Genomic DNA, 14,569 nt, shown 5'->3' on the forward strand with positions numbered 1-14,569 from the left:
AATCAGGCTTTCGAAAGCCGAATTCAATTCATACAGAACTTTTGTACAATCCTGCCGGCATAGGATGTAGAGAGAACTGTATGCTGAAGGAGGCATATAGCATGAATACGTTATTTGATTCTGTAGAAGTTCTGGATACAAAAAAAGAAATCCAAAAAGAGAATGTAAGCTATGAACATGCAGGATATCAGATTCGAGTGCATTTTAATGGGGAAAAGACATTGATCCAGTGCATTCAGAATCTTACTGAACGAAAAATTGCAGGTTGATTTTCTTAAGTTCTTGTTGTAAAATAAAGACAATTAAAGACAATGACTACGCAAGACCGATGAAAAGAGGGATAGAATGTATCAGGCAGGAATTTATTGCCGAATTTCCATTGAAGAGCAAAATAAAGAGGGTGAATACAGCAATAGTATTCACTCTCAGATTCAGATGGCAAGAGATTATATTGCAGAGAATAAAGATATTGCAGAGAAAAAAGTTTATGTAGACGATGGGGCTTCTGGAAGTAATTTTGAAAGAACTGAATTTCGGAGGATGCTGGCAGATATTGAGCTTGGTGTTATCAATATGGTGATTTTTAAGGACGTATCTCGACTTGGAAGAGAACATATTGATACCAACTATTATCTAGGCAAATATTTCCCGGAGAAACAGATTCGGATTGTTTCGATTCTGGATAATTATGATTCAGCCGTTGGAACTTATGATGAAATGTTAGAAATAAAAACTTTGCTGAATGATATGTATTTGAGAGATACATCCAGAAAGATTAAGACAACGATTCAGACCAAAAGAAGTATGGGCGAATATACTCCGAAACAGCCCCCCTTTGGATATGTGAAAAGTAAAACAATTCATAATCATCTGGAAATTGATCCTTATGCAGCCGAGGTTGTTCGAAGAATTTACAGAATGTATCAAAATGGATTTGGCTGTACGGTTATTTGCAGGACTTTGAATGAAGATGAAATCCCTTGTCCCGCAAAATATAAAAAGGAAGTTTTAAAAACCAATTATGTATGGGATTCGGGAAAAGGTCTGTGGACATCGTCTACTGTAAGTGGAATTTTAAAGAATCCGGTCTATACTGGGGCGGTTGTGATTCGGAAACATGAAAGACCGTCTTATAAGCTGAAATACAAAAAGGCAATTCCCCTGGAAGAAATGGAGCTGGTGCCGGATGCACATGAGGCAATCATTTCTAAAGAAGAGTTTGATAGGGTTCAGCAAATAAGAAAGGGGCGCAGAGTTTCCTATTTTGATAAAAACAATGAACCACATAAATATGTGGGACTGCTCTTTTGTGGGAAATGTAAAACAGCCATGCGAAAACGTTATCTGGCATCTCATAAAGACTATGACGGATATATGTGTGGTTTTCATCAGAAGCAGGGGCAGAATTACTGTGAGCTGAATCATATTACATTTGAAAAGCTGGATGAACTGGTTGTATTTGCAATCAACCAGCAATTGAAACAGATGAAGATGGATATGAAGAATCTGGAAACTCAGATCAGACAGAAACAGCCGGAACTGGATGGTAAAATTGCAAAATTGCAGGCAAAAATAGAAAGAAATCTGGAATACCGGAAACGAGCATATGAACAGTTTATGGATGAAGTACTTTCCAAAGAGGAATATCTGGAATTAAAACAGATGTATGAAACAGAGAATCAGAAATATCAAAAAGAATTATCAGAACTGAACCATGAAGAGCAAAGGCAGCGGGCGGCGGTCAATGAAACAAAGATATGGTTGGAGCACTTTAATCGCAGAAGAATAACGGTAAAGCAGCTTACCAGAGAAGCGCTTGTGGAGTTAGTTGATAAAATTTATGTATATCCAGAGCAGAAAATAGATATATATTTTAAGTTTGCTTCAGTAGAGAGTTCACCAGATAGAATACTTGAGAAAGATGGGGTGATATGATGTATCAGATGGGTGTATATTGTCGTCTGTCGAAGGATGATGGAGAGAATAAAGTTAGTGAGAGTATTGAAAATCAGATGAAACTGATTCGTGAGTATGTGACTAAATCAGAGGATCTGGAAATCGCAGATATTTATATTGATGACGGTTATTCGGGGCTTTATTTTGCGAATAGACCGGAATTTCAGCGGATGATGGAGGATATCTACAAAGGGAAAATTCAAGGCGTTATTACGAAAGATATTTCCCGGCTTGGGCGTGAACATATTGAAACCAGTAACTATATTGAGCGTGTTTTTCCATCTTTGGGTGTGCGTTATATTGCAATTTTGGATGGCGTGGATTCTGTTCATCACAGTAATGAAGAATTGGCACAGTTTAAGACGTTGTTTAATGATATGTATAGTCGTGATATATCTAAGAAAATCAGAGGTGCATTGACCGCCCAGAAGAAACGGGGACAGTTTATGTCTGGGTTTGCCCCATATGGATATGTAAAAGATCCGGCAGATAAGCATCATTTTCTTGTAGATGAAGAAGCAGCTAAAGTGGTACGGAGAATCTTTTATATGAGTTTGGAAGGATATTCCAGGGATGGTATTGCAAAGAAACTGAATCAGGAAGGAATTCTGACACCGTCAGAGTATAAGAGAAAGGTGCAGGGATTGAAATATGCCAATGCATTAGAAAAAGCGGGTGCAAAGGGCTGGGCATATCCTACGATCAATGTAATTTTGCGAAACAGAGTTTATACAGGGGCTATGGTACAGCATAAATCAGAAAAGATATCCTATAAAGTGGAAAAGTATCAATATATTCCAGAGGAACAGCAGTATATTGTGGAAGGAATGCACGAAGCAATTATTAGCAAAGATACTTTTGAGCAGGTACAGGAACTTATGAAGAAAAGAACACGGACACCGGGATTTAATAGCGAAGTGAGAAAGGTAAATCCATACGCAGGAATTATTGTTTGTGGAGATTGCGGATATAATTTCCAGAGGGTTACTTGTCGGGACGGTTATGAGTGCGGTACCTATCACAAAAAAGGAAACACAGTTTGTTATTCTCATTTCATTAAAAAAGAAGTATTGGATTCTATTGTAAAAAATGAAATCCAAAGACAAGCGGAACTGGCACTGAAAGAAAGTGATAAGGATGAAATATTAAAAGTAGCAGATAGGAAGAAGGAGGTGCAGAGACGATGTGCAGAAGCAGACCAGCAGATTGAACGGTTACAAAAAGAACTTGCGGCTGTCCAAAAGTATAAAAAGAAAACTTACGAAAATTATGTAGATGGTGTTCTGGATAAAGAAGAATATCTCTCCTATAAGGCAGAATATGAAAAGCAGGATAAAGATATCAGGGCGAAGATTCAGTTGGCAGAACAAGAGAAAGACAGCTTTGGAGAGGCAGAAGAATCTTATGAAAACTGGATAGAGAAATTTATCAAGTATGGAACATTATCCGAAGTGACAAGAGAAATTGTGACAGAATTGATTGAAAAAATTGTTGTGAATGGAGATAAGAGCATTGATATTGTATTTAAGTATCAGTCGCCTTATCCGGTAGAAAAACAGGCAGTGTAAAGACTGCAAATTTTTTTACAGTAATTTTCCCCTAGTTATAATGAACACACAGAGGGGATTCCCTTCTGGAAAATTACATTGATACTGTTGCGGCCATAGGGCGGACTGTGATCGTTACAGGAACCGGGAATAACGGCAGCCAGCCTTGGCATGCAGGCGGAATCCTGCAGCAGGGGAAAACAGAAGAAATCCAGTTGGCGGTGGGAGCTTTTGAGCCCACATTGAATGTACAGTTATGGAAGGATTATGAAGATGAGATGGAAATTTATCTGGAAAGTCCGTCCAGAGAACGGATCGGTCCATTATATGAAAGGCTGGGCCCACAGCGACATCTGCTGGAAAATACAGAGCTTCTGATCTATTATGGAAAACCTGGTCCCTATCAGCTGTCTCAGGAGATCTACATAGATTTCATTCCTGTGGGTAATTATGTGGACAGCGGTGTCTGGAAAGTTCTTTTAAGTGGAAAACATGTGCGTTCCGGTCAGTATTTTCTATGGCTGCCGGGCGGAAATGTACTGAACCGCGGAACCGGATTTTATTTTCCTCGGGCAGTGGGAACCCTGACGATTCCTTCCACTGCCGGAAAAGTTATTTCTGTTGGAGCTTATGATTCCAGACTGAATGCCTACGCAGATTTTTCCGGAAGGGGAAGTCAGTTCCTGCCGATCCGGAAGCCTGACCTCGCAGCTCCCGGCGTATCCGTCTCCGCCCCGGTTCCCGGTGGAGGCTACGCCACTGTTACCGGAACCTCCTTTGCGGCACCCTTTGTCAGCGGAAGCGCAGCACTGCTTATGGAGTGGGGAATCGTGAAAGGAAATGATCCGTTTCTTTATGGGGAAAAGGTAAAGGCCTACCTGCGGAAAGGTGCGCAGAGAGTGGGCGGGTATGAGGAGTATCCGAATGTGGAGGTGGGATGGGGGATACTCTGCGTTTCAGGGAGTATTCCTGAAATATGAGAAATATAAAATTTTTATAACCATTATCAGAGGGAAGCTGATATAATAAGTGCAGTAATGCCAGAACGGGATGTGAGGATAACGAGAATGGGACTTATTAATATAACTTCAGATAGAAAAAATGTAACTTTGGATTCGGATATGATTCTTTATATTATAATGCACGGAAAAATTGCGGAGATTCATATAGTTGGGGGAAGAGTATACGAGACGCGGGTTACCTTGAAAAATCTGGAAGGATTATTAAAGGAAGAATTTGTAAAAATACACAGAGGCTGTATTGTGTCTGTAAAGGCTGTCCATGATGTGACGGATACGGTAAATCTCAGCGATGGAGAAGAATTGTTATATACTGTTCGTAAGAAAAAACAAATAGTGTTTGAGATTCAGGAAAAGCAGAAAAAAATGATTCACGCTTTTGGAAAAAAAGGTATTCCGGCTACAGAAGAAGAATATTGCCGCCATTATAGTTCTTTTGAATATCTGCCTATTGCATTTACGGATATAGAAATAATGTTTAATGAAGAAAGACATGCGGTAGACTGGATTTTCCGTTATGCAAATCAGGAACTTGCCAGATTAGAAAAGCTTCCACTGGATCAGCTGTTGGGAAAATCTTTTAGAAGTCTGTTTGCCAATATGGATTCGAAATGGCTGCGAAGTTATGAACGTTCGGCACTTTATGGAGAAGTATTGGAACTTATGGATTATAGCCCGGAAGTGGACAGAACCCTGAAGGTAATTTGTTTTCCTACATTTAAGGGGCATTGTGTCTGTATCTTGTTTGATCTGGATACGATTAAGGCAGTTGATACTAGCAACAATGTCCATGAAATATGGAATACATACCTGGGAAGTTGTACAAAATAACTAAAAACATGTTGCTTTAAGCCACTTGGATGTCGTTTGGTTCCATGTCTATTACTGGAATAAAGCGACATTTTATTATATAAACAAATTACTAAGCAAGCACTGAAGGAAATATCAGACAGCAGAGAATATTTGAAATTTTTATAAGATAAAGGGGGAAGATATCATGAAAAGAAAAAAGTAACAGCCTTAATTACCGCCGCATTGGCATTTACCATGACTGTCTGTGGCAGTTCAACCGCAATTGCAGCATCAGAATTAACAGCGGAAAGCAAACCGGCTACCCAGTATACAATTGATGCAAATCAGGAAGTCTAGGCATTGCTGGATTTTGAAGATACTACAGAGTTTGAGAATGCGACCAAAGGTCTGCTTGCTTCTTCGGATACTCTGGATATTTGTGATGAAAACGGGAAGGTTGTATGGAGTCAGACGGCATATGCTTTTCTGGATCAGGACGCTCCGGATACAGCGAATCCCAGCCTTTGGAGAGACACACAGTTGAACCATATTTATGGCCTTTTTGAAGTAACTGATGGAATTTATCAGGTGCGTGGCTATGATATGTCCAATGTCACATTCATAAAAGGTGATACAGGATGGATTGTAGTAGATCCGTTGATGAGTGTAGAGTGTGCACAAGCGGCCTTTGCTCTGGTAGAAGAGAATCTAGGCACTTTTCCTGTAAAGGCAGTGATTTACAGCCATTCCCATGTTGATCATTTCGGTGGAGTCAAGGGAATTGTTTCAGAAGAAGAGGTACAAGCCGGCAATGTGCAGGTAATCGCACCGGAAGGCTTTGAGAAGTATGCTGTCAGCGAGAATATTTATGCAGGTACTGCTATGGGACGAAGGGCAAGTTACCAGTATGGAACAATGCTTGAGGGTGGTGAAACAGGATCCCTTGCCATTGGTATTGGTATGGGACAGTCCAAGGGCAACACAAGTTATATTTCTCCTACACTTGAAATCACACAAACTGGTGAGAAGCATACTATTGATGGAGTGGAAATTGAATTCCAGCTTACTCCGGGAACCGAAGCACCGGCAGAGATGAACTTCTGGATTGGATCGAAAAATGCTTTGTGGATGGCTGAAAACTGTACAGGAACACTCCATAATCTGTATACACTCCGTGGAGCCCAGGTGCGTGACGGAAACGCATGGGCAGAGTACATCATGGAATCTCTGGCTCTTTATGGTGATAAGGCAGAGGTGGTATTCCAGTCCCATAACTGGCCACATTGGGGAAATGATACTATTCAGGAATATATGACCAATACTGCAGCTGTATATAAGTTTATTAACGACCAGACATTGCTTTATATTAATGAAGGTTATACGGAAACAGAGATTGCCAATATGATCCAGCTTCCCGAGGAACTGGAGAAAGTCTGGTATACCCGTCAGTATTATGGCACAGTTTCTCATAATTCGAAGGCAGTATATGAGAAATACATGGGCTGGTATGATGGTAATCCTGTCCATCTTGCTGAACTTACACCATCGGATTATGCCCAAAAGCTGGTAGAATATTTCGGTGATACAGATGCGGTTCTTGAAAAAGCAAAAGAAGATTTTGCCAAGGGAGAATATCAGTGGGTAGCCCAGATTACCAACACGCTGGTTTTTGCTGATCCGGAAAATACGGATGCACGTTATCTGTGTGCGGATGCATTGGAGCAATTGGGATATCAGGCAGAATCAGGTCCATGGCGCAGTGCTTACCTTTGTGCTGCACAGGAGCTGCGAAATGGTACAAATACCGATGATGCAACGCGAGGTAAGGGTACCGGTGATGTTGTTTCACATATGACACCTGAAATGATTTTGGATTATCTGGGAATTCTTGTAGATACAACGAAGGTTCCGGATCTGACATTTACAGCAAATCTTATATTACCGGAAGGTAATTATGTACTCCGTGTGAAAAATGGCGTACTTCTTTATCAGAAAGATACACAGGATGCGGATGCTGATGTGACATGGACTACCAAACGTGCCGGATTGCTGTCTATTGTTCAGAAAAACGCGGAGAATGTTGCAGCTTTGATACAGCAGGAGGGTGATGAGACCTGCCTGACACGATTGATGGATGCGGTTACTGTTACCTCAGAGTATAAATATTTTAATATTATCGAGCCATAAAATTTTTATGGAGTAAAGCGAGTGGCTAGAGAATTTTCGAAAAATCATAAATGGTTACAGGAGGATATGGATATGAAAAGATTTGCAGCCCTTATAGCCAGCGCAGCATTGGTGCTGTCAGGCTATTCCAGCAATGTGCAGGTATTTGCAGCAGTTGCTGACAGTGAGACAGATGAAAATATATGGGAGACTGTGGAAGATGCTTATGTTTATGCATTTCCACTGGTGCTTATGGATGCGACTGAGACTTCGGCAACAAACACAGAGGAGGCTGTTACCGGAAAAGCACCTGTAAATCAGTTTATACACAGTGTTGCACTGGCAAATGCACAATTCAGGAATGTGGTAACTCCTAATGTGGATACGATTTATTCACAGGTATGGTATGATCTGAGCGAGGAACCGATGGTCTATGAGCTTCCGGAAACAGATCGTTTTTGTAAGGTTCAGGTACTGGATGGATGGACAAATACTGCCGCGGTTCTTGATAAGGCTGGTGCATATGCAATTACTCTTTCTACGTGGGAAGGGGAACTGCCTGAGGGAGTTACCCGTATAGATGTTCCTACATCTATGGCATGGTCCATCACCAGAATCGTTTTATCAGGAGAAGAGGATCTTCCAAATGTGTATGCCATCCAGGAAAAAATGAAACTTATGCCGCTTTCCGATTATATATCCGGAGACACTTATGAACCTCCGAGGGGAAGCTACAGCGAAGAGAATGATTATATTCCTGTTGATAAGGTTCTTTCCATGGATCCGATCACATTTTTTAATAAGGCCAATGAGTTGATGGTAAAAAATCCTCCGGCAGCTGCAGATAAGGAAATGCTTGAAAAAATAGCAGCTGTGAATATAGGTCCTGGTATGGAATTTGACACTTCTGTTCTTACCGGTGATGTTGCAGAAAACTGGAAGACAATGCTGACAGAAGTTCGGCTAAAGCTTATCAAAGAGGGCCAGAAATTCTCAAAAAAGCTTGGTCAGTGGGACTATTTTGGTGAACCGATCGGAGATTTCAATACAGAATATGCTTATCGTGCACTGGTAGCTCTTGCAGGGCTTGGTGCCAATACAGTTGAAGTTGCGCTGTATCCAAAGATAGAGCAGGATGCGGATGGAAATACTCTCACAGGAGAAAAATCATATATTCTTCATTTCGAAAGCTATCCGCAGGTTCTTGAAGGGGGATTCTGGTCTGTGACTGCATATGGGGACGATGATTTCCTGATCGATAATCCTATTGATCGTTACTGCATAAATGACCGTTCCGGTTTACAGGCAAATGATGATGGTTCCGTTGATATTATTTTGTCTGAAGATGCCCCAAAGGACACCACAAACTGGCTTCCTGTGGGTGCTGGAGGCTTCCATCTGTTTATGCGTATCTATACGCCCGATATGGACGCCCTGGAGACGTGGATGGCACCGACCATTACTGAGATTTATCCATCAAATGTGAACTAAATATTTTCATATTTATACAGAAAGGAAAGATAATATATGAAAAATAAATTATGGAAAATAATGATCGTGAACAGCATCCTGATTTCTGCAATTATATTGTCAGGCAAAACAACGGTAAGCGTTCATGCAGAAGAAACAGATATTTCAGCAGAAAGTGAAACGGATCAGCAGATTCTCTTCGATGATGCGGTTGAAGATGCAATGATCATTGATAAGGATGAAATCCTTCCCGTAGTAAGTCTGGAGGAGGGACAACCATATGCTGTTTACGATCAGGATGGCAGAATCCTTCTTTATACATTTCATAAATATCCTGACAGTTATCCGGATGGCGCAGATGTAAAACTGGAATGGGGAAATGTATGGACGTTTACAGGCGGCGAACTGGAAGATTGGTATCAGAAAAATAAAGAGAATGTGACAGACTGGCAGACAAGAATAAAAGAACTCATCGGTCTGCGCCCGGATAATGAATCCGATTATTTTACGGCTATGTGGGTAAAACCGGAAGACGTTTTCCGCCCGGCATATGTCTCAGATATCGGAACAATAGAAATGACAGATGCATTTTCAGAAGAAGTTGATGAGGACTATAAAGAATGGTTTGATTCAAATATTATCTCCAGTTATTTTGACGGGAAATATCCATGGACGAGACTGGGATATACATATGACTGGGCAGACAACGGCTCAGAATATGGACTATCTGAATTTATCGTCAAAAAAGACAGCGATGTAAAGGTGGCATATACAGTTGAGCTGAAGGAAATGCTGAACAAACTGGATAATGATTCCTGGAATCCTGCGGACTGTAAATAAAATAAATGCTGAGGAAAAAGTGCGAAAGCAGTGTGAGATAGACAAAGAACAGCTTGTAGAAATACAGGCTGTTTTTTTTGTCGCTATGATACGGTCAGGATCTTTCACCACCTGGTATGGAGCATATACATGGAGAGACACTACCAATAGTAACACGGATAACGATATGGGCTCAGTTACTGTCAGAAATGCTAGTGTAAATATTTGAGTATACACGTATTATGAAGATAAACAAGAACACAATTATGTCAAGGAGAGAGAGGTATGGTATGGGATTATTTGATAAGAAGATCTGTGATATCTGCGGAGAAAAAATAGGTTTACTGGGAAATAGAAAATTAGATGACGGAAATCTGTGTAAAAATTGTGCCAGAAAATTATCGCCATGGTTTGAGGAGCGGCGTAACAGTACGGTAGAGGATATAAAACGTCAGTTGGAATATCGCGAAAAAAACAAAAAGGCGGTAATGGACTTTTGCATAACCCGTCAGATCAATACCAGAAACTATACTGTTTTTATTGATGATCATAAGAACAACTTTACTGTTGCACGAAAACTGGATATCAGTGAAAATCCGGATATAGTTCCTTTATCAGCTGTTGTACAGTGCAGAGTAGAGGTGGATCGACAGCAGAATGAGGAAACATATACAAAGGATGGAAAGACCGTAAGCTATCAGCCACCGGTATATAACTATGAGTTTGATTATACCATGCGTATCCGGGTCAATACACCCTGGTTTGATGATATGGATTTTCGATTGAATACTTTCTCCATAAGCAGTGAAAGAAGAGCCGAACTGATGGAAGTGGAGCAGACAGGATACCAGATAATTGCTGCACTGACACCAAATGCAGCCGGAATGCAGCCGGGAATGGCAGGGATGAATATGAACGAAGGAATGCAGCCGGGAATGACAGGGATGAATATGAATGTGGGAAGGCAGTCGGAAGGCAGTTCATGGAAATGTCAGTGTGGTGCAGAAAATACGGGAAGGTTTTGTGAATACTGTGGTATGCAGAGACCATTTTAAGAAAGATCTTGTTTCTTGCTGAAAATAAATAAATTTAATGAAAACTATATGACAGTAAAAGCTTTTACAGTATAATATTTACAAAAGTGCATTGACAAGAAAGGAATTTTTATGAAATACAGCAAAAAGAGGACGCTGTCATATGGGGTAATTCTGATAAGCGTGTTGCTGGCTTATATCTGCAGACTGGTGAAATCGGAAAATGTTTTTATGAGAAATCTTGCAGACCAGTGTCGTAACTGTATTTATCAGGGCATGTACTGTGCCTGGGTGATTTATCTGGAAAAGCATGTAGTACATAAAAAAATGCGCAGGTGTCTGACTGGAATTGGCTGCCTGATGGTGTTCTGGTTTTTCATAAGAACAGTAAAGTTTCATATTTTTTATGAACCTCTGGGAGAACATATCTGTTGGTATCTGTATTATGTTCCGATGATTCTGATTCCGGTTTTGGGTTTGTCAGCAGCACTGTTTTTTGTTGAAAAGGATGAAGAGAAAACAGTCAGAAAAATCATAATGCTGTTGATTGTGGCGGCAGTATTAATTGTAAGTGTTTTTACAAACGATTTGCATCAGCTGGTGTTTCGCTTTTCCAAACAGCCCCCGTTTTCGGATATGGATTATAGCTATGGAATTCTTTTTATGGTGATTCAGGCATGGATGTTGCTCTGTCTGACAGGGATGGAAATTATTCTGATCAGAAAAAGCAGAATTCCGGGAAAGAAACAGTTCTGGATGCCGCTTATTCCGGGAATATTACTTCTGGGATGGAATATCGGAAACATTTTCCGTCTGCCTTTTATCAAAGTCATTGCAGGAGATATGACGGCAGTATGCTGCCTTTTAATGGCTGCAATTTATCAGGGCTGTATATTGTGCGGATTGATACAGACGAACAGTCGATATTTTGAATTATTCCAGACTTCCGGAGGCCTGGATGCAGAAATCACAGATTATTCTTTTCAGCGTTATTATCATTCCGGGAATTTTCCTGAGCTTACGCCTGAACTGCGAGCAATTATTATTGACAGATCATTTGTGCAGGAAGAGGGAATCCGGATCAATCACATTCCTATAAGAGGAGGACATCTGTTTTGGTCGGAAGATATTTCAGTATTGTTGGACCAATATCAGGATATTCGGGAACAGCAGGAAGAACTGACGACCAGAAACAGACTGCTGCAGAAAACCTATCAGAAAGAGGCTGAACGGAGAAAGGCAGAAGAACAGAATCGCCTGTTAAATATGATACAGAATCAGACTGCCGGACAGCTGGAATTGCTGTCACAGCTGATGGATGAACTGGAAAGGACGGAATCAAGGGAACAATATGATTGGATCCTCGGCAAAATTGTAGTGGTTGGTACTTATTTGAAGCGGAGAAAAAATCTGGTATTGACACAATATACGTCAGATAGAAATCTGCTTACAATGGAAGACCTAAGACAAAGTCTGGCGGAATCCTGTGATAGTTTAAAATTATGTAGGATCCGGGCTGCGTATTACGTGGAAAAAGGGAATGTGCAGCTGAATGCAGAGGATATACTAAAATGCTATGATACCTTTGAATGGCTTGTGGAACGGTTATCTGATGTTATGCAGTCTGTATTTTACCGGGTGTCACAGATCGATGATGCTCTTCGGATTTCCGTTCATATTGTATCAGAAACAGATCTGGGTGTTTTAATGTCAGAAAGACCGGAATTAAAAGTGCAGCAGGAAGATGAAAACGAATGGTTTGTTAGTTGTATCGTATTAAGAAAGGAAGACATCAGATGAAAAGTTTTGTGGAATGTGGCATGGCAATGCAGAATTTCCTGATGATTCTTCTTGAAATCTGCCTGATTCTGGAATTTATTCTCCTGCTGACAAGAATTACCGGTTTTTCCGGAAAAAAGAAAATTATAACGGCAATGACTGTTTTTTTGGTTTCCTTTTTCCTTATGTTTCTTTTAATGAATGATCACAGATATTGCCTGGGAGAAAGTGCATATCATCCAATGCTTCAGGATTATCCGGTTAGTCTTTTAACGGCAGTGATTATTGCATTGACATTTTATCTTTGCCGGGCAATCTGGAGCGAGAGACGCAGATATAGTCATTCCTTGTCATATTGGTCTGTAAATGAAGCTGTGGATGACGTTCCCTGCGGAGTATGTTTTTCGGATTCATTCGGAAGGATCATTTTATGCAATACCAAGATGCAGGAATTGTGCAAAGTAATGACGGGTTCTTATCTGCAGGATTATGATACACTGCGAAAAGCGATTGATGATGAGCCGGCAGCGGAAGGTTTTTTCAGACTGAGCAGAGACAGTGACGTGTTTTATTTTCCGGATGCTTCTGTCTGGATGTTCCAGGAATATCGTCTGCAGGAGCCGGATTTTGCGGGATACCGTCAGACAATTGCAGTTAATGTATCAGAAATATATTATAATGGTGAAAAAATCAGGGCAAATAATGAAAAGCTGGCGATTCTGAACCATAAGCTGGAGGAAATGTACGAAAAAATCGGAGATAAAATCAGAGAGCAGGAGACACTTGCCATGAAAATGCAGGTTCATGACAGCTTCGGCCGAAGTCTTCTGCTAATACGCAGAATACTGGAAAGAAAAGAAAATCAGGATAAAATGGATAAACAGTTGTCTGCATTGAAACATCTGGTTTATATTCTTACCGGTTCTGCAGTTGAGAGTATGGAAAAGCTGTATGAGGATACGATTAAACATGCAGAAGAAATTGGAATTTCGGTTCAGATCAGTGGAAACGTTCCTATGTATCCAGCTTACAGGCTTCTGGCAGACAGAGCAATCCGTGAATGTGTGACAAACTGTGCCAGGCATGCCCATGGCAGTGTTGTTTTTGTGAAGATAGACAAATGTGCAAATGAATATAATATACGGATCACCAATGATGGAGATGTACCTGAAAAAAATTCAGAAGAAGGCGGTGGCTTGTCTGCACTGAGAAAAGCGGTTGAAGCAGAGAAATGCAGGATGCAGGTTTCTTTTTCCCCTGAGTTTTGTCTGATATTGAAGATGCCGCTGGCGGAAAGGATGAGATTCGATGGTACGGGTATTGATAGTAGAAGATCAGAAGATCATGCAGAAATATTTTGAATATATTATTATGCAGGAACCGGAATTTCGACATGTCCAGACAGTCACGGATGCCCGTGAAGCTGTAAAAATCTGTGATTATGCGGTAATTGATCTTGTGATTATGGATGTGCAGACGTTTCATAATCATGATGGGCTGAGTGCAGGAAAAATGATCAGGGAGAAGTATCCGTATACAAAGGTGCTGGTTGTCACCTCCCTGATCGATCCAAAGGTGCTGGAAAGAGCAAAAAGCGGATGTGCAGACAGTCTCTGGTATAAGGATCACAGTGAAGAGGAAATAAAGAGTGTGATTTACAGAACCTTAAATGGCGAGCGCGTATTTCCTGATGTAACACCGAAGGTAGAGCTTAACTGGATCACAAGTGGTGATATCAGTCCGAGACAGCTGGAGATGCTGCGCCTGTACATCCAGGGAATGTCATATTCAGAGATCGCGAAAAGAATGGATTGCTCTACTTCCGGGGTAAGGTGGAATTTCCAGGAAATGATTGCCAAGGCAGGATACAGCTGTAAAGAAGATCTGATAGCAGCTGCACTGGAAAGTAAATTGATTGTAACCACACTGAAATAGAAAAACTGCAGAATGCAGAGAGACATATCCTGACAGAAAGGAGGAGATAAGA

12 protein-coding genes are annotated in these 14,569 nt (G+C 40.8%); all 12 read left to right on the forward strand.

The window, feature by feature from the left end; genetic code table 11:
* Positions 1-101 precede the first annotated feature (101 nt).
* On the forward strand, positions 102-269 hold the full coding sequence (locus tag HFM85_RS00115; protein WP_009245398.1) for a hypothetical protein: 168 nt from the start codon (positions 102-104) through the stop codon (positions 267-269).
* A 76-nt stretch (positions 270-345) separates the two neighbouring features.
* Positions 346-1,935 carry a recombinase family protein gene (locus tag HFM85_RS00120; RefSeq protein ID WP_009245397.1) on the forward strand — a complete coding sequence of 530 codons (1,590 nt, stop codon included), beginning with the start codon at positions 346-348 and terminating at the stop codon, positions 1,933-1,935.
* The gene (locus HFM85_RS00125) at positions 1,932-3,524 is read left to right on the forward strand and encodes a recombinase family protein (protein ID WP_005428244.1); all 1,593 of its coding nucleotides are present in this window, start codon (positions 1,932-1,934) and stop codon (positions 3,522-3,524) included. The genes HFM85_RS00120 and HFM85_RS00125 overlap by 4 nt, the downstream gene beginning before the upstream one ends.
* A 107-nt stretch (positions 3,525-3,631) precedes the next feature.
* Positions 3,632-4,483, forward strand: coding sequence for a S8 family serine peptidase (locus HFM85_RS00130; protein WP_330594650.1), 852 nt, complete (start codon positions 3,632-3,634; stop codon positions 4,481-4,483).
* Between the two features lie 87 nt (positions 4,484-4,570).
* Complete coding sequence (locus HFM85_RS00135; protein ID WP_173736737.1) at positions 4,571-5,353, forward strand: LytTR family transcriptional regulator DNA-binding domain-containing protein; 783 nt, start codon at positions 4,571-4,573, stop codon at positions 5,351-5,353.
* A 321-nt stretch (positions 5,354-5,674) separates the two neighbouring features.
* A complete protein-coding gene (locus HFM85_RS00140; RefSeq protein WP_243873764.1) occupies positions 5,675-7,501 on the forward strand; it encodes an alkyl/aryl-sulfatase in 1,827 nt (608 codons plus the stop codon).
* A 72-nt stretch (positions 7,502-7,573) separates the two neighbouring features.
* A complete protein-coding gene (locus HFM85_RS00145; RefSeq protein WP_202020359.1) occupies positions 7,574-8,971 on the forward strand; it encodes a DUF1254 domain-containing protein in 1,398 nt (465 codons plus the stop codon).
* A 36-nt stretch (positions 8,972-9,007) separates the two neighbouring features.
* Positions 9,008-9,790: a hypothetical protein gene (locus tag HFM85_RS00150; RefSeq protein ID WP_173736738.1), complete on the forward strand. Its 783-nt coding sequence runs from the start codon at positions 9,008-9,010 to the stop codon at positions 9,788-9,790.
* A 269-nt stretch (positions 9,791-10,059) separates the two neighbouring features.
* The gene (locus tag HFM85_RS00155; protein ID WP_173736739.1) at positions 10,060-10,824 is read left to right on the forward strand and encodes a DUF4428 domain-containing protein; all 765 of its coding nucleotides are present in this window, start codon (positions 10,060-10,062) and stop codon (positions 10,822-10,824) included.
* Positions 10,825-11,034: 210 nt separating this feature from the next.
* Entirely contained in the window at positions 11,035-12,603 is a 1,569-nt protein-coding gene (locus HFM85_RS00160) for a histidine kinase N-terminal 7TM domain-containing protein (protein ID WP_243873765.1), read from the forward strand.
* Positions 12,600-13,943, forward strand: coding sequence for a sensor histidine kinase (locus tag HFM85_RS00165; protein WP_173736741.1), 1,344 nt, complete (start codon positions 12,600-12,602; stop codon positions 13,941-13,943). The genes HFM85_RS00160 and HFM85_RS00165 overlap by 4 nt, the downstream gene beginning before the upstream one ends.
* On the forward strand, positions 13,891-14,517 hold the full coding sequence (locus tag HFM85_RS00170) for a response regulator transcription factor (RefSeq protein ID WP_173736742.1): 627 nt from the start codon (positions 13,891-13,893) through the stop codon (positions 14,515-14,517). The genes HFM85_RS00165 and HFM85_RS00170 overlap by 53 nt, the downstream gene beginning before the upstream one ends.
* Positions 14,518-14,569 lie beyond the last annotated feature (52 nt).

The sequence above is a fragment of the Blautia schinkii genome (genome assembly GCF_013304825.1).
GTDB classification, from domain to species: Bacteria; Bacillota; Clostridia; order Lachnospirales; family Lachnospiraceae; genus Blautia_A; species Blautia_A schinkii_B.

Excerpts from the sequence above, each read along its gene's own strand:
- HFM85_RS00115 (WP_009245398.1), top strand. The coding sequence starts at position 102 with ATGAATACGTTATTTGATTCTGTAGAAGTTCTGGATACAAAAAAAGAA.
- HFM85_RS00120 (WP_009245397.1), top strand. The coding sequence starts at position 346 with ATGTATCAGGCAGGAATTTATTGCCGAATTTCCATTGAAGAGCAAAAT.
- HFM85_RS00125 (WP_005428244.1), top strand. The coding sequence starts at position 1,932 with ATGATGTATCAGATGGGTGTATATTGTCGTCTGTCGAAGGATGATGGA.
- HFM85_RS00135 (WP_173736737.1), top strand. The coding sequence starts at position 4,571 with ATGGGACTTATTAATATAACTTCAGATAGAAAAAATGTAACTTTGGAT.
- HFM85_RS00145 (WP_202020359.1), top strand. The coding sequence starts at position 7,574 with ATGAAAAGATTTGCAGCCCTTATAGCCAGCGCAGCATTGGTGCTGTCA.
- HFM85_RS00150 (WP_173736738.1), top strand. The coding sequence starts at position 9,008 with ATGAAAAATAAATTATGGAAAATAATGATCGTGAACAGCATCCTGATT.
- HFM85_RS00155 (WP_173736739.1), top strand. The coding sequence starts at position 10,060 with ATGGGATTATTTGATAAGAAGATCTGTGATATCTGCGGAGAAAAAATA.
- HFM85_RS00160 (WP_243873765.1), top strand. The coding sequence starts at position 11,035 with ATGAGAAATCTTGCAGACCAGTGTCGTAACTGTATTTATCAGGGCATG.
- HFM85_RS00165 (WP_173736741.1), top strand. The coding sequence starts at position 12,600 with ATGAAAAGTTTTGTGGAATGTGGCATGGCAATGCAGAATTTCCTGATG.
- HFM85_RS00170 (WP_173736742.1), top strand. The coding sequence starts at position 13,891 with ATGGTACGGGTATTGATAGTAGAAGATCAGAAGATCATGCAGAAATAT.